The sequence below is a fragment of the Variovorax sp. NFACC27 genome, from assembly GCF_048301545.1.
GTDB lineage: Bacteria > Pseudomonadota > Gammaproteobacteria > Burkholderiales > Burkholderiaceae_C > Variovorax > Variovorax gossypii.
On sequence record NZ_CP157613.1, the window covers coordinates 6,539,647 to 6,557,749 of the forward strand.

Annotated in this window: 17 protein-coding genes; 7 read left to right on the top strand and 10 right to left on the bottom strand. The window is 67.8% G+C overall.

Features of this window, described 5'->3' with window-relative positions; translation table 11 throughout:
* Positions 1-43: 43 nt before the first annotated feature.
* Both ABL840_RS30480 and ABL840_RS30485 read left to right on the top strand, forming a co-directional pair.
* Positions 44-619 (top strand): sigma-70 family RNA polymerase sigma factor, encoded by a 576-nt coding sequence (locus ABL840_RS30480; protein WP_093301969.1) that lies wholly within the window; start codon positions 44-46, stop codon positions 617-619.
* Entirely contained in the window at positions 606-1,283 is a 678-nt protein-coding gene (locus tag ABL840_RS30485; RefSeq protein ID WP_093301972.1) for an anti-sigma factor family protein, read from the top strand. The genes ABL840_RS30480 and ABL840_RS30485 overlap by 14 nt, the downstream gene beginning before the upstream one ends.
* 5 nt (positions 1,284-1,288) lie before the next feature.
* On the opposite strand, the gene ABL840_RS30490 is transcribed toward ABL840_RS30485, so the two are convergent.
* The 10 genes from ABL840_RS30490 to ppk2 all read right to left on the bottom strand — a co-directional run bounded on the left by ABL840_RS30490 (position 1,289) and on the right by ppk2 (position 12,592).
* Positions 1,289-2,539, bottom strand: coding sequence for an MFS transporter (locus tag ABL840_RS30490; protein WP_093301975.1), 1,251 nt, complete (start codon positions 2,537-2,539; stop codon positions 1,289-1,291).
* Positions 2,540-2,671: 132 nt separating this feature from the next.
* On the bottom strand, positions 2,672-3,364 hold the full coding sequence (gene urtE, locus ABL840_RS30495) for an urea ABC transporter ATP-binding subunit UrtE (protein ID WP_093197661.1): 693 nt from the start codon (positions 3,362-3,364) through the stop codon (positions 2,672-2,674).
* 13 nt (positions 3,365-3,377) lie between these two features.
* Positions 3,378-4,256 carry an urea ABC transporter ATP-binding protein UrtD gene (urtD, locus tag ABL840_RS30500; protein WP_093301977.1) on the bottom strand — a complete coding sequence of 293 codons (879 nt, stop codon included), beginning with the start codon at positions 4,254-4,256 and terminating at the stop codon, positions 3,378-3,380.
* Complete coding sequence (gene urtC / locus ABL840_RS30505; protein WP_093301980.1) at positions 4,253-5,473, bottom strand: urea ABC transporter permease subunit UrtC; 1,221 nt, start codon at positions 5,471-5,473, stop codon at positions 4,253-4,255. The genes urtD and urtC overlap by 4 nt, the downstream gene beginning before the upstream one ends.
* Complete coding sequence (urtB, locus tag ABL840_RS30510) at positions 5,470-7,017, bottom strand: urea ABC transporter permease subunit UrtB (RefSeq protein WP_093301982.1); 1,548 nt, start codon at positions 7,015-7,017, stop codon at positions 5,470-5,472. The genes urtC and urtB overlap by 4 nt, the downstream gene beginning before the upstream one ends.
* Before the next feature lie 193 nt (positions 7,018-7,210).
* Positions 7,211-8,479 (bottom strand): urea ABC transporter substrate-binding protein, encoded by a 1,269-nt coding sequence (gene urtA, locus ABL840_RS30515; RefSeq protein WP_019657838.1) that lies wholly within the window; start codon positions 8,477-8,479, stop codon positions 7,211-7,213.
* Positions 8,480-8,596: 117 nt separating this feature from the next.
* Positions 8,597-8,929 (bottom strand): nucleotide pyrophosphohydrolase, encoded by a 333-nt coding sequence (locus ABL840_RS30520; RefSeq protein WP_093301985.1) that lies wholly within the window; start codon positions 8,927-8,929, stop codon positions 8,597-8,599.
* A 61-nt stretch (positions 8,930-8,990) separates the two neighbouring features.
* Positions 8,991-10,454, bottom strand: a complete 1,464-nt coding sequence (locus tag ABL840_RS30525) for an MFS transporter (RefSeq protein ID WP_093301988.1) — start codon at positions 10,452-10,454, stop codon at positions 8,991-8,993.
* A gap of 93 nt (positions 10,455-10,547) precedes the next feature.
* Positions 10,548-11,591 carry an alpha/beta hydrolase family esterase gene (locus ABL840_RS30530; RefSeq protein ID WP_093301990.1) on the bottom strand — a complete coding sequence of 348 codons (1,044 nt, stop codon included), beginning with the start codon at positions 11,589-11,591 and terminating at the stop codon, positions 10,548-10,550.
* A gap of 71 nt (positions 11,592-11,662) precedes the next feature.
* Positions 11,663-12,592: a polyphosphate kinase 2 gene (gene ppk2 / locus ABL840_RS30535; RefSeq protein WP_093197685.1), complete on the bottom strand. Its 930-nt coding sequence runs from the start codon at positions 12,590-12,592 to the stop codon at positions 11,663-11,665.
* 153 nt (positions 12,593-12,745) lie between these two features.
* On the opposite strand from ppk2, the gene ABL840_RS30540 reads away from it, so the two are divergent.
* From ABL840_RS30540 to ABL840_RS30560, 5 genes are all read left to right on the top strand, one after another.
* Positions 12,746-14,377 carry an inorganic phosphate transporter gene (locus tag ABL840_RS30540; protein WP_093197688.1) on the top strand — a complete coding sequence of 544 codons (1,632 nt, stop codon included), beginning with the start codon at positions 12,746-12,748 and terminating at the stop codon, positions 14,375-14,377.
* Positions 14,378-14,395: 18 nt separating this feature from the next.
* A complete protein-coding gene (locus ABL840_RS30545) occupies positions 14,396-15,481 on the top strand; it encodes a transporter (RefSeq protein ID WP_093301992.1) in 1,086 nt (361 codons plus the stop codon).
* A 97-nt stretch (positions 15,482-15,578) separates the two neighbouring features.
* The gene (locus ABL840_RS30550; protein WP_093197693.1) at positions 15,579-16,436 is read left to right on the top strand and encodes a 3',5'-nucleoside bisphosphate phosphatase; all 858 of its coding nucleotides are present in this window, start codon (positions 15,579-15,581) and stop codon (positions 16,434-16,436) included.
* Positions 16,433-17,410: a DMT family transporter gene (locus tag ABL840_RS30555; protein WP_093301995.1), complete on the top strand. Its 978-nt coding sequence runs from the start codon at positions 16,433-16,435 to the stop codon at positions 17,408-17,410. The genes ABL840_RS30550 and ABL840_RS30555 overlap by 4 nt, the downstream gene beginning before the upstream one ends.
* A gap of 19 nt (positions 17,411-17,429) precedes the next feature.
* Positions 17,430-18,065: an L-threonylcarbamoyladenylate synthase gene (locus ABL840_RS30560; protein WP_093301997.1), complete on the top strand. Its 636-nt coding sequence runs from the start codon at positions 17,430-17,432 to the stop codon at positions 18,063-18,065.
* Positions 18,066-18,103 lie beyond the last annotated feature (38 nt).

Genomic DNA, 18,103 nt, shown 5'->3' on the forward strand with positions numbered 1-18,103 from the left:
AATAAATCGTCGGGCTGCCACGTCATGCAGGAAGAAGGAGCCCTTGAGCCTGTCGACCGACCGCACACGCCAGTTCGAAGCCGCCGCGCTGCCGCATCTCGATGCGGCATGGAACCTCGCGCGCTGGCTGCTGCGCGACGACCAGCTGGCCGACGACGCGGTGCAGGAGGCTTATCTGCGCGCGTTCCGCTTCTTCGACGGGCTGCGCGGCGAGAGCGCCCGGCCGTGGCTGCTGGGCATCGTGCGCAACGCCTGCTACGACTGGATGCGGCAGAACCGGCAATTGGCCGACCAGGTGGAGTTCGACGAGCTGCGGGACAGCGAGGCGGTTTCAGCCCCCTCCTCGCCCGAAGCCGGCGATCCGGCTCGGCAGTGGGAACAGCGCGTGCAGGGCGAGCGCGTCAACGCCGCCATCGACGCGCTGCCGCCCGTTTACCGCGAGGTGATCGTGCTGCGCGAGCTGGAGGAGATGCGCTACGAGGACATCGCGCGCATCGCGGGCGTGCCGCTGGGCACCGTCATGTCGCGCCTGTCGCGTGCGCGGGCGATGCTGCGCGAGAGCCTGCGCGACGAACGTCCCGGCGACGCAGGAGGAAGGACACGCCATGTCAATGTCTGACGAGGAACTGGGAACGCTGATCAAGCGCCATGCCACACGCCATTCGCCGCCCGAGGGACTGGCCGAACGCATCGGGCGCGCGGTGCGTTCCGAAGCGGTTGTTGCGCCGGCGCCTGCGCCGGTGCGGCGCCGCACCGGCGTGTGGCAGGGACTGGCATGGTTCGGCACCGGCGCCGCGACGGCCTGGGGCCTGGCGCTCATGCTGCTGGCAACGCCAGTGCCGCCTGCAGATGCGCTCGCCGAAGGCGTCACCGCGAACCACGTGCGTTCGCTGATGGCCTCGCACCTGGCCGACGTGGCCTCGTCCGACCATCACACGGTGAAGCCGTGGTTCGCCGGCAAGCTGGACTTCTCACCTCCCGTGGTCGACCTGGCCCCGGAAGGTTTTCCGCTGGCGGGCGGGCGGCTCGACTACCTCAACGGCCGCACGGTGGCGGCGATGGTCTATCGCTCGGGCCCGCACGTCATCAACCTGTTCGTGTGGCCGGCCCAGGATGCCAAGCCGCAGCCGACGGTGCTCTCCGCGCGGCAGGGCTACCAGCTGGTGCATTGGGCCCAGGGCGGCATGCAGGCCTGGGCAGTGTCGGATCTCAATGCAGCCGAGCTGCAGAACTTCGCGGCGCTGCTGCGCGAGCGCACCGCGCCGGCGCCTTCGCCTAAGTAGCGGCCTCAGTACGCGACGACGGCCGGCCGGCGCGCAGCGGCACGGGCGCTTGCCACCGCCCAGCCGAAGATGCCGAGGCCGGCGAGCGCCAGCAGCGCACCGACCCAGCCGGTTGAAGTCCAGCCCAGGCCTGCCGCGATCGCCACGCCGCCGAGCCACGCACCGAGCGCATTGGCCATGTTGAAAGCCGAATGGTTGAGCGCGGCCGCGAGCGTCTGCGCGTCGCCCGACACATCCATCAGGCGGATCTGCAGCGCCGGGCCGATGGCCACGGTGGTGCCGATGAGGAACACGTTGATGGCGGCCGTGATCACGTTGTGCGCCGCGAAGGTGAACATCGCGAGCACCAGCGCCGCGTAGACCATCAGGCCACCGATGGTGCGCATCACCGACTTGTCGGCCAGCCGCGCGCCCACGAGGTTGCCCACGACCATGCCAAGGCCGAAGAGCGCGAGCACGAAGGGCACGCCGCTCAGCGACAGGCCCGCTACCTCGATCAGCGTGGGCTTGATGTAGCTGAACACCGAGAACATGCCGCCGAAGCCGATGGCCGCGATGCCGAGCGTGAACCACACCTGCTTGCGCTTGAGCGCGCCGAGCTCGCGCCACGGGCTGGCACCCGCGGCCGGCGCCATGTCGGGAATGTCGCGACGCAGCAGCACGATGGCCACCAGTGCGATGACGCCGACGAAGACGAAGGCGGCGCGCCAGCCGAAGTACTGGCCCAGCCACGCCGCGATGGGCACGCCGACCAGCGTGGCCCCGGTGAGCCCCAGCATCACGAGCCCCACTGCCCGTGCCCTGCGCCCCGGCGGTGCGAGGGTGGCGGCCACCAGCGCGGCCACGCCGAAGTAGGTGCCGTGCGGCAGTCCGGCGGCGAAGCGCAGCAGGTTCAGCAGCAGGTAGTTGGGAGCGACGGCGCTGGCGAAGTTGCCGGCCGCGAACACGGCCATGAGCGCGATCAGCAGCGCGCGGCGGCGCCAGCCGGCGGCGAGCACCGCGAGCACGGGGGCGCCGATCACCACGCCGAGCGCATAGGCGCTGATGACATGGCCGGCCTGCGGGATGCTCACGCCGATGTCCTTCGCCACCTCGGGCAGCAGGCCCATGATGACGAACTCGCCGGTGCCGATGGCGAAGCCGCCGACGCCGAGCGCGAGCACCGCGCGCAGGAAGTTGGCGGGTGCGCCCGAAGGCAGGGTGAAGGAAGAAATATCGGTGACCGCGCTGTCCTGCGCGGGTGGGGAGGCGTTCAAGGCCAGGCTCCTGGGAGGGGTGCCCGGCGGCAGCGGGCAAGGCGCGATTTTAGGGTAAACCCTGAAATCGCGCCGATACGCAATTGCCGAAGACCTTGTACTGGCAGGGCCGCAAAGGCCTCACCAGTGGGCTCAGATCGCCACCAGCTGCCTCACGCCCTGCGCTTCCATGTCCTTGCCGAGGCCGCGCGCGATGACCTCGCCGCGCTCCATCACGAGGTAGTCGTCGGCCAGTTCCTGGGCGAAGTCGTAGTACTGCTCGCACAGCACGATGGCCATGTCGCCCCGGTCGGCCAGCATGCGGATGACGCGGCCGATGTCCTTGATGATGCTGGGCTGGATGCCCTCGGTGGGCTCGTCGAGGATCAGCAGCCTGGGCTTGGGCGCCAGCGCCCGTGCGATGGCGAGCTGCTGCTGCTGGCCGCCAGAAAGGTCGCCGCCCCTCCTGTTCATCATCTGCCTGAGCACCGGGAACAGCTCGTACAGCTCCGCCGGAATGGGCGTGCCGCCGCTCTTGTAGGCCAGGCCCATGCGCAGGTTCTCCTCAACCGTGAGCCGCGCGAAGATCTCGCGGCCCTGCGGCACGAAGCCGATGCCCGCCCTCGCCCGCTCGTAGGGCGTGGCCTTGTGGATCGGCTTGCCTTCGAGCTCGATGCTGCCGCTCTTGATCGGCACCAGGCCCATGAGCGACTTCAGCAACGTGGTCTTGCCCACACCGTTGCGGCCCAGCAGCACCGTGACCTTGCCGAGCTTCGCCTCGAAGCTCACGTCCCGCAGGATGTGGGAGCCGCCGTAGTACTGGTGGATGTTCTTGACTGTCAGCATGGTTCGTTCTCCCTCAGCGGCCCAGGTAGACCTCGATCACGCGCTCGTCGGCCTGCACCTCGTCGAGCGTGCCCTGCGCAAGCACGGAGCCGTCGCACAGCACGGTGACGATCTCGGAGATGGTGCGGATGAAGCTCATGTCGTGCTCCACCACCATCAGCGAATGCTTGCCCTTGAGCGAGAGGAACAGCTCGGCCGTGCGCGCGGTCTCCTCGTCGGTCATGCCGGCCACGGGCTCGTCGAGCAGCAGCAGCTTCGGGTCCTGCATCAGCAGCATGCCGATCTCGAGCCACTGCTTCTGGCCATGGCTCAGGTTGCCCGCGAGGCGCGAGACGCTGTCGGCGAGGTGAATGGTTTCGAGCACCTCGGCCAGGCGGTCGCTCTGCGCCGAGTCGAGCCTGAAAAGCATCGACGAGCGCACGCCCTTGTCGGTCTTCAGCGCGAGCTCGAGGTTCTCGAACACGGTCAGGTGCTCGAACACCGTCGGCTTCTGGAACTTGCGGCCGATTCCCAGCTGCGCGATCTCGGCCTCGCGGTGGCGCAGCAGGTCGATGGTGCTGCCGAAGAACACCGTGCCCTCGTCGGGCCGGGTCTTGCCGGTGATGATGTCCATCATCGTGGTCTTGCCCGCGCCGTTCGGCCCGATGATGCAGCGCAGCTCGCCCGGCGCGATGTCGAGCGACAGCTTGTTGATGGCCTTGAAGCCGTCGAAGCTCACGCTCACGTCTTCGAGGTAGAGGATGCGGCCGTGCGTGACGTCGACCTCACCCGGCGTGACATGACGCCCGAAATCGGCGGCGCGACCGCCCGACTCGGTGCTCCCGCTCACGTAGTGGATGCCACTGGCCCGTGCGGCGCGCTCGGCACCCGCTTCCATCAGGTCGGGCGTCATGCGCGTGCTCCCTTCGCTTCCACAGGCAGCGAGGCCATGGCATCGGTCTCGACGCCCTGCTCTGCAGCGACGGCGCGGCGCGCGTCCTGTACGGGTTCAGGTGGCGTGATCTTCTTTTTCTCCCTCGACAACCACTTGCGCACCAGCCCGACGATGCCGTTCGGAAGGAACAGCGTGACAGCAATGAACAAGGCCCCCAGGAAGTACAGCCAGTACTCCGGATAGGCCACGGTGAGCCAGCTCTTCGCACCGTTGACGATGAAGGCGCCGATGATCGGCCCGATCAGCGTGGCGCGCCCGCCCACCGCCGCCCAGATGGCGATCTCGATGGAGTTGGCCGCGCTCATCTCGCCCGGGTTGATGATGCCGACCTGCGGCACGTACAGCGCGCCGGCCACGCCGCACATGACGGCGGAGATGACCCAGATCGTGAGCTTGTAGGGCAACGGGTTGTAGCCCGAGAACATCACGCGCGTCTCGGCGTCGCGGATGGCCTGCAGCACGCGGCCGAACTTGCTGCCGATGAGCCACTTCGCGAACAGGAAGAAGCCCAGCAGCGTGGCGCCGGTAAGCGCGAACAGCGTCATGCGCATTTCCTGCGTGGCGATCGGGATGCCCAGGATGCGCTTGAAGTCGGTGAAGCCGTTGTTGCCGCCAAAGCCCGTCTCGTTGCGGAAGAACAGCAGCATGGCCGCGAAGGTCATGGCCTGCGTGATGATCGAGAAGTACACGCCCTTGATGCGCGAGCGGAAGGCGAAGAAGCCGAACACGAAGGCGATGAGGCCCGGCACCGCGACCACGAGGACGAGCGTGGCGATGAAGCTGTCGCTGAAGGTCCAGTGCCAGGGCAGCGTCTTCCAGTCGAGGAACACCATGAAGTCGGGCAGGTCGCTCTTGTAGTTGCCGTCGCGGCCGATCTGGCGCATGAGGTACATGCCCATCATGTAGCCGCCCAGCGCGAAGAAGAGGCCGTGGCCCAGCGAGAGGATGCCGGTGTAGCCCCAGATCAGGTCCATGGCCAGCGCGCAGATGGCATAGCACATGATCTTGCCGACCAGCGCCACCGCGTAGTCGCTCATGTGCAGCGGGCTGTCCACCGGCACCCACATGTTGAGCACGGGCGCCACGGCGCACACCACGATCAGCGCGACGAAGAAGGCCGTCCAGCCCTTGCCGCTCAGCAGCGGCCCCTTGGTTGGCAACGTTACCTTGCTCATGCTTCCGCGCTCCGGCCCTTCATGGCGAAGATGCCCTGAGGTCTCTTTTGAATGAAGATGATGATGAAGACAAGCACCGCGATCTTCGCGAGCACCGCGCCCGCCCAGCCTTCGATGAACTTGTTGAGAATGCCCAGCCCCAGCGCCGCGTACACGGTGCCCGCGAGCTGGCCGACGCCGCCCATCACGACCACCATGAAGCTGTCGACGATGTAGCTCTGGCCCAGGTCGGGGCCGACGTTGCCGATCTGGCTCAGCGCGCAGCCAGCCAGGCCCGCGATGCCGGAGCCGAGCGCGAAGGCGTAGGTATCGATGCGAGCGGTGTTCACGCCCATGCACGAGGCGATCGGCCGGTTCTGCGTGACGCCGCGCACGAACAGGCCCAGGCGCGTGCGGCCGATGAGCCAGCCCATGGCGACCAGCACCAGAGCCGCGAAGACGATGATGCAGATGCGGTTCCACGGCAGCGTGACGTTGCTCAGCATGGTGAAGCCGCCGCTCATCCAGCCGGGGTTTTCCACGCCGACGTTCTGCGCGCCGAAGATGGAGCGCACCAGCTGCTGCAGCATCAGGCTGATGCCCCAGGTGGCCAGCAGCGTCTCGAGCGGGCGGCCGTAGAGGAAGCGGATCACGCCGCGCTCCAGCACCGCGCCCACGAGCGCCGATGCCATGAACGAGACCGGAATGGCGGCGACGAGGTACCAGCCGAACGCCGCCTCGGGCATGTACTTCTGGAAGATGCCCTGCATCACGTAGGTGGCGTAGGCGCCGATCATCATCAGCTCGCCGTGCGCCATGTTGATCACGCCCATCAGCCCGTAGGTGATGGCCAGGCCCAGCGCGGCCAGCAACAGCACAGAGCCCAGGCTGATGCCGCTGAACACGGCGTTGATGCGGTCGCCCCAGACCAGCGCGCCGTCGATGCTGGCAATGGACGCGACGATGGCAGCCTTGACGTCCGCCTCGGTCTCGTCGGCCAGGCGCTGGTTGAGCAGCAGCTTGGTGTCGGGGTTGCGGTTGTTGCCCAGCTCCTTCGCCGCGGCGAGGCGCTTCGCCTTGTCGGCGCTGCCGAGCATGCTGGCGGCGCGCACCAGCTCGAGCTGGGCCTTGATCTTCGGGTTGGTCTCGGCGGCCAGCGCCTTCTCGACCATGGGCACGCGCGACTCGTCGGGCTCCTTGAAGAGCGCCTGCGCGGCCTCGGCGCGCACCGCGTCGTCCTTGCTCGTGAGCTTGAGCGCGGCCTGCGCGGCATCGAGCGCGCCGCGCATGAGGTTGTTGTTGACGACGTCCTCGGCGGTGTCGGGCACCTTCAGCTCGGCGCCGGTGACGGGGTCGTAGCCCTTGTCGTCCTTCATCACGAAGACCTTGTCTTCCGTGTACTTGACCGCGTCGTCGGACATGGCCTGGATGAAGGCGGAAGTCTTCTCGTCGGCCGTGAGCACGGCCTTGTTGAGCGCGGCGATGCGGGCTTCGGAATCGCCGGAGGCGATGGCCCGGGCTTCGTCGGCGGTCAGCGCGTGGGCGGCCGATGCCATCAGCAGCATGGCGGCCAGTGCGCAGTGAAGGGTTCGTCGAAGCATCATGAGATTCGTGTTGCCCCCTCTCCCCTGGGGGAGAGGGTTGGGGTGAGGGCTTGCGGCCTTCAAACAAACGCAGCGGCCGGAGCGACCGCTGTTGCCCTCACCCCTGCCCTCTCCCCGAGGGGAGAGGGAGCAAGGCAAGGGGCTTGTCGATGAATTACATCGACTTGCCAGCCGGGTAGTCCGGCTTCTTGTCGTTGCCTTCGATGTACGGGCTCCACGGCTTGGCCTTGACCGGGCCCGGCGTCTTCCACACCACATTGAACTGGCCGTCTGCCTTGATCTCGCCGATGAACACGCTCTTGTGCAGGTGGTGGTTCTTCTCGTCCATCTTCGAGACGATGCCCGAGGGAGCCGTGAAGGTCTGGCCGGCCATGGCTGCGATCACCTTGTCGGTGTCCGTGCTCTTGGCCTTCTCGACCGCCTGCTTCCACATGTGGATGCCGATCCAGGTGGCTTCCATCGGGTCGTTGGTGAGCGGCTTGTCCTTGTGGCCGGCGATGTTCTTGGCCTTGGCGTACTCGCTCCACTGCTTGATGAAAGCGGTGTTGGTCGGGTTCTTGATCGACATGAAGTAGTTCCATGCGGCCAGGTGACCCACCAGCGGCTTGGTGTCCACACCGCGCAGTTCTTCCTCGCCCACCGAGAAGGCGACCACGGGCACGTCCTTGGCCTTCAGGCCGGCGTTGCCCAGTTCCTTGTAGAAGGGCACGTTGGAGTCGCCATTGATGGTCGACACCACCGCGGTCTTGCCGCCGGCCGAGAACTTCTTGATGTCGGCGACGATGGTCTGATAGTCGCTGTGGCCGAAGGGGGTGTACTTCTCGTCGATGTCCGATTCCTTCACGCCCTTGCTCTTCAGGTAGGCGCGCAGGATCTTGTTGGTGGTGCGGGGATAGACGTAGTCGGTGCCCAGCAGCACCCAGCGCTTGGCGCCGCCGCCTTCCTTGCTCATCAGGTAGTCGACCGCCGGAATGGCTTGCTGGTTGGGCGCGGCGCCCGTGTAGAAGACGTTCTTCGAGAGCTCTTCACCCTCGTACTGCACGGGGTAGAACAGCAGGCCGTTCATTTCCTCGACCACCGGCAGCACCGACTTGCGCGACACCGAAGTCCAGCAGCCGAAGATCACCGAGACCTTGTCCTGGCCGAGCAGCTGCTTGGTCTTCTCTGCGAACAGGGGCCAGTTGGAGGCCGGGTCGACCACCACGGGCTCGAGCTGCTTGCCCAGCACGCCACCCTTCTTGTTGATGTCGTCGATCGCCATCAGCACCGTGTCTTTCAGCACGGTTTCCGAGATGGCCATCGTGCCCGACAGCGAGTGCAGCACGCCGACCTTGATGGTGTCGGCGGCGAATGCGGGCGCAGCAGAAATGCTGGCCAGCGCGACGGCGGCGGTGAGCGCCTTGAGTGTGAAACGACGTTGCATGTGGACTCCTGCTCCGGGGTTGGTTGAACCTTTTCGACAGCGCTTGGCTGGCGTGGGAGGGAGTCTGCGGAACGCACCACAAAGGGGAAATACGCCGGGTGGCGTACACGGATGTACTCAGCCGGGTGGCAGGACAGGCGGTGCAGGGTACTTGCGGGCGTTGACCAGCAACTTGCTGCGCGCCGCTTCGATCACGTCGATGCCGAGCTTGTCGGCGAGCTGCAGCAGGTAGAGGAAGACATCGGCGATCTCGGTGCCGATCTCGGCGCGCTTGTCGGCCGGAAGGTCGCGGCTCTGGGCTTCGGTGAGCCACTGGAAGTGTTCGAGCAGCTCGGCCGCCTCGACGGAAAGTGCGGAGGCGAGGTTCTTGGGGGAGTGGAACTGCTCCCAGTCGCGGGCTTGTGCGAAGTCGCGCAGGGCCTGGGTCAGTTGCTGCAGATCGGTGGCCATGTCTGTCCTGTCGTACGGACGGGAGAGTTTGGCACGGCCGCCTGCCGCTCCGCGCTTCAGTTCAGGTCTGCCGGCTCCCGCGCCGGTGCAGTACCGCCACGAGCAGCGCCGACACCGTCAGGTACAGCAGCGCCGCCCCGAACGCGCTCGCGTATCCCGCCGCATCGGGCGCGTGGCCCAGCCGCCCATAGAAGAGGATGCCGATCAGCGCCACGCCCAGCGCGTTGCTCGCCTGCTGCACCATCGACATCACGCCCGAAGCCACGCCCGCATGCTGCGGCGGCAGGCCGGCCAGCACGGTGGACACCAGCGGCGCCATCACCATGCCGAGCCCGGCGCCCTGCACGAACAGCAGCGGCACCATCCACGCCACGACGTGCGAATGCCCGGCCCATCCGGCGACGTTGACGAACTGCAGTGCATGCCCCGCCGCCAGCACCAGCGCGCCGAGCGCGATGGGCGGCTTGCCGCCGAAGCGCCGCGTGATGCGCGCGCCCGCGATGGATGTCCCGAAGAAGCCGACCGCCAGCGAGGTGAAGACGATGCCCGAGCTGAGGGCCTCGAGCCCCAGGCCCTGCTGCAGATACAGCGCGAGCACGAAGTACAGCGAGGCGTTCCCCACGTAGAAAGCCAGCGTGGTGAACAGGCCCGTGACGAAGCGACCGTTGGCCAGCAGCACCGGCGCCACCAGCGGCGCACCGCCGCGCGCGGCGAGCCTGCGCTGCTGATATGCAAAGGCGGCGAGCAGCGGCAGCGCCGCGGCAAGGCACGCCCAGCTCCACAGCGGCCAGCCCTGCTCGCGGCCTTCCACCAGGGGAAGCACCACGGCCACCGAGCTCAGGGCCACCAGCAGCATGCCGGCCGGATCGAGGCTGCTCCTGCCGTTATTCGCGAGAGACGGGATGACCCGAGGCGCGAGCACGAACGCCAGCAGGCCGATCGGCACGTTGATGAGGAAGCAGCTGCGCCACCCCTGCCCCGCCAGGTCGGCATGGATCAGCAGCCCGCCCACGAGCTGGCCCAGCGTGGCGGCGAGCCCCAGCGCAAGACCGTAGGCCGCGAAGGCTCGCGCGCGGTCTTCGCCGGTGTAGGCCAGGCCGATCATCGCCAGCACCTGCGGTTGCAGCAGCGCGCCGGCCAGCCCCTGCAGCACGCGCGCGGCCACCAGCAGTTCGGCGGTCGGCGCGAAGCCGCAGGCGGCGGAAGCCAGCGCGAAGAGCAGCAGGCCGAGCATGAACATCCGCCTGCGCCCGAAGATGTCGCCGAGCCGCCCGCCGGTGACGAGGCCCGCCGCCATGGCCAGGCCGTAGCCGGCCACCACCAGCTGCAGGGTGCCGGCGCTCGCCTGCAGTTCGCGCTGCATCGACGGCAGTGCGACGTTGACGATGAAGAAGTCCATCACCACCAGGAAGGTGCCGCTGAGCATGACCCACAGGCCCAGCCGGCCGGGTCGAACCACGCCCGCGCCCTGGCTGGTCGTGGAAGAAAGGGATGCTGCGGAGGCAGCTGTGTTCGACTGCGTCATGATGGGCCCGAGTGTTCGGGCCGGGCGCCACGACGGCAATGACCTCGGAGGTCATCGCCGGGCTCGGGCGGCGGATTTCCGGAGCGCGCAGGCTCAGGTCTTCACGACGTTCTTGAACTGCGCGGCAGCGAAGGCCCAGCTCATGCGCGTGGCATCGGGCCCTTCGGGATCGCTGAACAGCTGATGCGGCGCGCCGCCGCTCCATGAGTGTCCCAGCCCCGCGATCTCGCACAGGGTGACGAGCGTGCGGCCCTTGCGCTTGAAGTCGGTCACGCGCATCGCGCGACGCCTGCCCCGCTGCATGTCGCGCGGCAGCCCGGGCCGCGCGCCCAGCGCCGTGGCCCACACCGCCGCGCTGCTGACGGCATTGCTCGGCGCGACCACCGCGTCGGCGTCGCCGTGCAGCACCAGCATCGGCGGCAAGGTGGTGAAGACTGCAGCGGCGCCCATCGCCTTGCCGACTGCCGTGGTGGGCATCGGCGGCACGTGCTCCCCGCGCATCGCGCCGAGGGCCGTGACCGACGACTTCGCCGCGCCGGGCGCCACGCCCGAATGCATGACGACGGCACGGAAGCGGTTCGGATAGCGTGTGGCCAGCAGCGCCGCCATGCCCGCGCCGGCCGAGAGACCGGCCAGCGCCATGCAGTCGCGATCGATGGGATAGAGCAGGCAGGCCTGGTCGATGGCGGCCATCAGCGTCGCGGCCTCGGCATCGGCCTTGCCTGAACGGCGCTCGTACCAGTTCCAGCAGCCTTGGGGATGGGCGAGCCGGTCCTGCTCGGGATAGAGCACCAGGAAGCGCTGGCGCACGGCCAGCGCGTTCATGCGGGTGCTCGCGGCGAAGTCGCGCCCGGTCTGGCCGCAGCCGTGCAGCATGACCATGAGCGGCAACCGCTCGCCCGGCTGGAGCTCCAGCCCGGCCGGCCGGAACAGGTGATAGCCGCGCGCCCCGCCGGGGCCCACGGCCATGCCGCTGAGCCAGTCGCCCCTGCCGGGCGGGGGCTTGAGCCGCTGTGCCGTGGCGCGCCGGACCTGTCCCGCGATGCGCTTGCTGTTGTTCAGCGTTGCCTTGGTGAGCGCGCGCAGGTTTCGCTCGTAGGCGCGGGCGAAGACGGAGGCTGTGGAACGGCTGGCCATGGCGCGCAGTGTGACCGCAAAGCGCCGGCCGGCCTACTCCCGGCCCGGGTCAGCCCCGGGCCGGGCGCGCTTCAGTAGATTTCCGGGACGATCATGCTGGCCGGAACCGGCTGGCGCAGGTAGTCGGCATGGCGCACGCGCTCGGGCAACTCGACCGGCGGGTGCGGCACCTCGTTGTAGGGCAGCTGGCCCAGCAGATGGCTGATGCAGTTCAGCCGCGCCTTCTTCTTGTCGACCGCCTGCACCACCCACCACGGAGCCTCGGGGATGTGGGTCCGCTCGAGCATGGTTTCCTTCGCCTTGGTGTATTCCTCCCAGCGGCGGCGGCTCTCGAGGTCCATGGGGCTCAGCTTCCACTGCTTGAGCGGGTCGTGGATGCGGCCGAGGAAGCGCATGTGCTGCTCGTCGTCGGTGATGGAGAACCAGTACTTGATGAGCTTGATGCCCGAGCGCACGAGCATCTTCTCGAACTCGGGCACGGTGCGGAAGAACTCCTCGTACTCGTCGTCGGTGCAGAAGCCCATCACGCGCTCGACGCCGGCGCGGTTGTACCAGCTGCGGTCGAACAGCACCATTTCGCCGGCGGCCGGCAGGTGAGCCACGTAGCGCTGGAAGTACCACTGCGTGCGTTCGCGGTCGTTGGGCGCCGGCAGCGCGGCCACGCGGGCCACGCGCGGATTCAGGCGCTGGGTGATGCGCTTGATGACGCCGCCCTTGCCCGCCGCATCGCGGCCTTCGAACAGGATGACGACCTTCTGCTTGCTGTGCTGCACCCAGTCCTGCAGCTTGACCAGCTCGCCCTGAAGACGGAACAGCTCCTTGAAATAGGCCTGGCGGGCCGCCTTGTCGGTGGACGACTGGGTGGTTGCGGAGGCGGGGTCGAGGCCGTCGAGGTTGCGGTCCTCGATTTCCAGCTCGAGCTCTTCGTCGTAGCTGTCGATCAGGTCGCGGGCGATGCGTTGCATCAGGTCTTCGTGGTCGGGAAGTGCGCTCGTCAGCATGGTGGGCAGCAGAAGAAAGGATTGAGAAGGGAGACGAAAAAGCATGCTGCTCGCCCTATATGACGACTACGTGACGGTTTTGACGCCGTTGACATGTAGCTGTCACACGCCGCGAACACCATCTGAAGCCATTCCAACACCCCAGAATCGCCCATGAACACGCTTGCAGCCCCGCATGCCGAGTTACCGTCGGCGCCTGCCGCGCAACGGCCGAAGCTCGACGCCAAGCCCGGTCCGCTCACGCTGATCACCTTCGTGGGGCTGCTGGCCGCGGGCCTGCTCTTCACGGCCTGGAGCCTGGTGGGCGACGTCACGGCCTCCGGGGCGCCTGTCACCACCTGGGTGCCCTACATACTTCTGGGCGTGGCGCTGCTGATCGCGCTGGGCTTCGAGTTCGTCAACGGCTTTCACGACACGGCCAACGCCGTGGCCACCGTCATCTACACCCATTCGCTGCCGCCCAACTTCGCGGTGGTGTGGTCGGGCGTGTTCAACTTCCTGGGCGTGATGGTTTCCAGCGGCGCAGTGGCCTTCGGCATCATCGCGCTGCTGCCGGTGGAGCTGATCCTGCAGGTCGGCTCGGGCGCTGGCTTCGCGATGGTGTTCGCGCTGCTGATCGCCGCCATCATCTGGAACCTGGGCACCTGGTGGCTGGGGCTGCCGGCTTCGTCGTCGCACACGCTGATCGGCTCGATCATCGGCGTGGGCGTGGCCAACGCGCTGATGCACGGCCGCGACGGCACCAGCGGCGTCGACTGGGCGCAGGCCACCAAGGTGGGCTACTCGCTGCTGCTGTCGCCGATGGTCGGCTTCGGCTGCGCCGCCCTGCTGCTGCTGGCGCTGCGTGCCTTCGTGAAGAACCGCGCACTCTATGAAGAACCCAAGGGCAGCGAGCCGCCGCCGTGGTGGATCCGCGGCCTGCTGATCCTCACCTGCACGGGCGTCTCGTTCGCGCACGGCTCCAACGACGGGCAGAAGGGCATGGGCCTGATCATGCTGATCCTCGTGGGCACGGTGCCGATGGCCTATGCGCTGAACCGCGCGATGCCGGCCAACGAAACCGTCAAGTTCGTGGCCGTGGCCGAGATGGCGCAGAACGCGCTGAACCGCAGCGTGCCGACTTCGCTGCCGGCCATGGAGCCGGCGGCCGCGCGCGACACGCTCTCCACCTATGTGCGCACCCGCGAGTTCGCTCCTTCCGTGGTGCCTGCGCTGGCCGCGACCGCCGGCAGCATCGGCCAGCAGGTGCGCCAGCACGGCTCGCTGGCCGGCGTTCCGGCCGATGCCGTCGCCAACGTGCGAAACGACATGTACCTGGCCTCCGAGGCCATCCGCCACCTCGACAAGAGCGGCGCAGCGAAGTTCGACGAAGAGACGAAGCTGCGCGTGAACACCTTCCGCCAGGAGCTGGACAGCGCCACGCGCTTCATTCCGCTGTGGGTCAAGGTGGCGGTGGCCATCGCGCTGGGCCTGGGCACGATGATCGGCTGGAAGCGCATCGTGGTCACCGTGGGCGAGAAGATCGGCAAGACGCACCTGAGCTATGCGCAGGGCGCCTCGGCCGAAGTGGTCGCCATGGTCACCATCGGCGCGGCCGACATGTACGGGCTGCCGGTGTCGACCACGCATGTGCTTTCGTCAGGCGTGGCGGGCACCATGACGGCCAGCGGCTCGGGCCTGCAGCTGTCCACGCTGCGCAATCTCGCGCTGGCCTGGGTGCTGACGCTGCCGGTGGCGATGCTGCTGTCGGGGTCGCTCTACTGGCTGTTCACCCGCATCTTCTGATCTCGCGTATCTACCATCTTGTCGGCATTCCATGATCTCGCTGCCCAGTCCTACGGGGGCGACGAAGCCGGGCTGATCTGCGGCTACCTTTTCGACGCCCGGGCGCCGGAGCCTGCGCGATCCATCGACTCGGCGCAGGCGGCGGCGTGGCTGGCCGAGCAGCGAGATACCCCGACCGGCCCTGCGAGCCGCGAAGACATCCACGGCTGCGAAGGCGACGGGCAGGAGAACCCCGCCTACGTCTGGCTGCACTTCAACCTGAGCCATGCGCACGCCGAGCGCTGGCTGGTGCGACACGCAAATCTGTCGGACACCTTCTACGAGACGCTGCACGAGGGCCTGCCCTCCACGCGCATCGAGCGCGACGACGACTCGCTGATCGCCGTCATCAACGACGTGCACTTCGAGTTCAGCTTCGAACCTTCCGACATCTCCACGCTGTGGATCAGCGTGGGTCCGCGCCTCGTGGTCACGGCGCGCACCAAGCCGCTGCGCTCGGTGGACGCGCTGCGCACGGCGGTGAAGGCGGGCGACGCGCCGCGCTCCAGCACGGAGCTTCTCGAGCACCTGCTGCGCGCACAGGCCGACGTGCTGGTGAAGATCGTGCGCGGCGTCACCTCGCGCATCGACCGCATCGAAGACGAACTGCTGGCCGGCCGCCTCGACCACAAGCGCGCGCGCCTGGGCGTGCTGCGCCGGCTGCTGGTGCGGCTGCAGCGGCTGCTGGCACCCGAGCCGGCGGCGCTGTTCCGGCTGCTGCAGGGGCCTCCAGGATGGATGGCCGAACCCGACGCGCAGGCGCTGCGCGGCTCGACCGAGGAGTTCTCGGTGGTGCTGCGCGACATGCAGGCGCTGCAGGAGCGCATCAAGCTGCTGCAGGAAGAGATCGCCGCCAACGTCAACGAGGACAACAACCGCAGCCTTTTCGTGCTGACGGTGGTGACCGTGCTGGCGCTGCCGATCAACATCCTGGCCGGCCTGTTCGGCATGAACGTGGGTGGCATTCCGCTCGCGGAGCACAAGCACGGCTTCTGGATCGTGGTGGGCATCGTGATCAGCTTCACCGCGGTGGCGGCCTGGGCGGCTTTTCGCAAGAAGCGCTGAGGCGCATGCAGCGGTGCAGTAATGCTATTTATTTAATAGCATCTTGCATAGCATCCACGCGCCCGCAACGATGTTCCAGACCCCATAGAATGCGAGGGTGTCCTCCATTCTCAATGCCGATCTTCACTGCCACTCCGTGGTTTCCGACGGCACGCTGACGCCCGAAGAACTGGCCACGCGCGCGGCCGCCAACGGCGTCGAGCTCTGGGCCCTCACCGATCACGACGAAATCGGCGGCCAGCACCGCGCCGCAGCGGCGGCCCGTGCCAACGGCATGCGCTATCTCACCGGCACCGAGATCTCGGTGACCTTCGCCGGCGAAACCGTGCACATCGTCGGCCTGGGCTTCGATCCCGACGACGCGGCCATTTCGCAAGGCCTCTACGACACGCGCGGCGGCCGCGGCAAGCGGGCGCAGGAAATGTCCGAAGGACTGGCAAAGGTCGGCATCCACGGCGCCTACGAAGGCGCGCTCAAGTTCGTCGGCAACCCCGAACTCATCTCGCGCACCCACTTCGCGCGCTTTCTCGTCGAGCAGGGTCACTGCCGCGACACGCCAGAGGTGTTCCGCAAGTTCCTCACCGAGGGCAAGCCCGGCTACGTTCCGCACCGCTGGGCCACGCTGAAGGACGCCGTGCACTGGATCACCGCCGCCAAGGGCATGGCCGTGATCGCGCACCCGGGCCGCTACAAGTTCTCGGCCAACGAGGAGTACGCGCTGTTCCTCGAGTTCAAGGCGCATGGCGGCCAGGCGATCGAGGTCGTCACAGGCAGCCACACGCCGGCCGAGTTCGTCGAGTACGCCGACAAGGCGCTCGAGTTCGATTTCGCCGCTTCGCGCGGCAGCGATTTCCACAGCCCCGACGAGAGCCACTGCGATCTCGGCAAGCTGCCGCCGTTGCCCGGCGCGCTCACTCCCGTGTGGGAACTGCTCGGCGACCGCATCCAGCAGTGAGCCAGAACCCCGGGACCGGCACTGACAGCGCGGCGGCAGTTGCGCTGGCGAACGCACGCGCGGCGCAACAGCGCAGCGTCAGCAAGGAGTCGGAGCGCATCCTCGCCGGCATCGGCCTCGTGATCCTGGCGGTGGCCTGCTTCGCGACGCTCGACACCGCCACCAAGTACTCCACCCTCGGCGTGCCCATCCTGATGGGCGTGTGGTTCCGCTATGCCTTCCAGGCCGTGGCAACCACGCTGGTGCTGCTGCCGCTGCGCGGCACGGAGCTGCTTCGCACGCGGCATCCGCGCTACCAGGCGCTGCGCGGCGCGCTGCTGCTGGCGTCGAGCATCTTCGCCTTCCTGAGCCTGCGCTACATGCCGCTGGCCGAGTTCACCTCGATCGTGCTGATCGCGCCGCTGGTCATCACGCTGCTGGCGGCCACCACGCTCAAGGAGCACGTGTCGCCGCTGCGCTGGTCGCTGGTGGCGGGCGGCTTCCTCGGCACGCTGGTCATCCTGCGGCCGGGCGGCGGTGCGTTCAGCTGGGCCATCTTCCTGCCGCTCGGGCTGGTGCTGAGCAACGCCTGGTTCCAGGTGCTCACGAGCAAGCTGGCGCAGACCGAGAACCCGCTGACCATGCACTTCTACACCGGCTGGGTGGGTACGCTGCTCGTCTCGCTGGGAGTGCCCTTCGTGTGGACCTCGCTGCCCTCGTGGGAATGGTGGGCGCTGCTGTGCCTCATGGGCTTCATGGGCACGGTGGGGCACTTCATGCTGATCCTGGCCTACCAGCGCGCGCCGGCTTCCACGCTCACCCCGTATCTCTATGCCCAGATCGCATTCGCCATGCTCGGCGGCTGGATCGTCTTTTCCCACGTGCCCGACAGCTTCTCGCTCATCGGCATGGCGATGATCGCGGTCTGCGGCGCGGCCGGCGCGTGGCTCACGGTGCGCGAGCGCCGGGTGCCCATCGAGCCCGCCGAATCCTGACCAGGAGCCCTTCTTCATCATGGCCCAGTACTTCGAAGTCCATCCAGAGAACCCGCAGCAGCGCCTGCTGAAGCAGGCCGTCACGCTGCTGGAGCGCGGCGACATCGTGGCCGTGCCCACCGACTCCAGCTACGCGCTGGCCTGCCACCTCGACGACAAGGACGCGGTCGACCAGCTTCGCCGCATCCGCCAGGTCGACGAGAAGCACCATCTCACGCTGCTGTGCCGCGACCTGAGCGAGCTGGCCAACTACGCGCGTGTCGACAACAAGCAGTACCGCCTGCTGAAGGCGGCCACGCCCGGCCCCTACACCTTCCTGCTCGAGGCCACCAAGGAAGTGCCGCGCCGCGTGAGCCATCCGCAGCGCAAGACCATCGGCCTGCGCGTGCCCGACCACAAGGTGCTGCTGGAGCTGCTCGCGCTGCACGGCGCGCCCCTCCTGGCCACCACGCTGATCGCTCCGGGCGAGACCGAGGCCCTGAACGACGCGCAGACCATCCGCGAGCGCTTCGAGAAGCAGATCGCCGCGGTCATCGATGCCGGCGCCTGCCCTTCGCAGCCCACCACCGTGGTCGACCTCACGCCCATGGGCTCGGGCGACGACCCCGTCGTGGTGCGCCAGGGGCGCGGCGCGCTGGCCGTGCTGGGCCTCTGAAATCGGGGCTGAGAACCACTCCCGTCTGACACAATCGC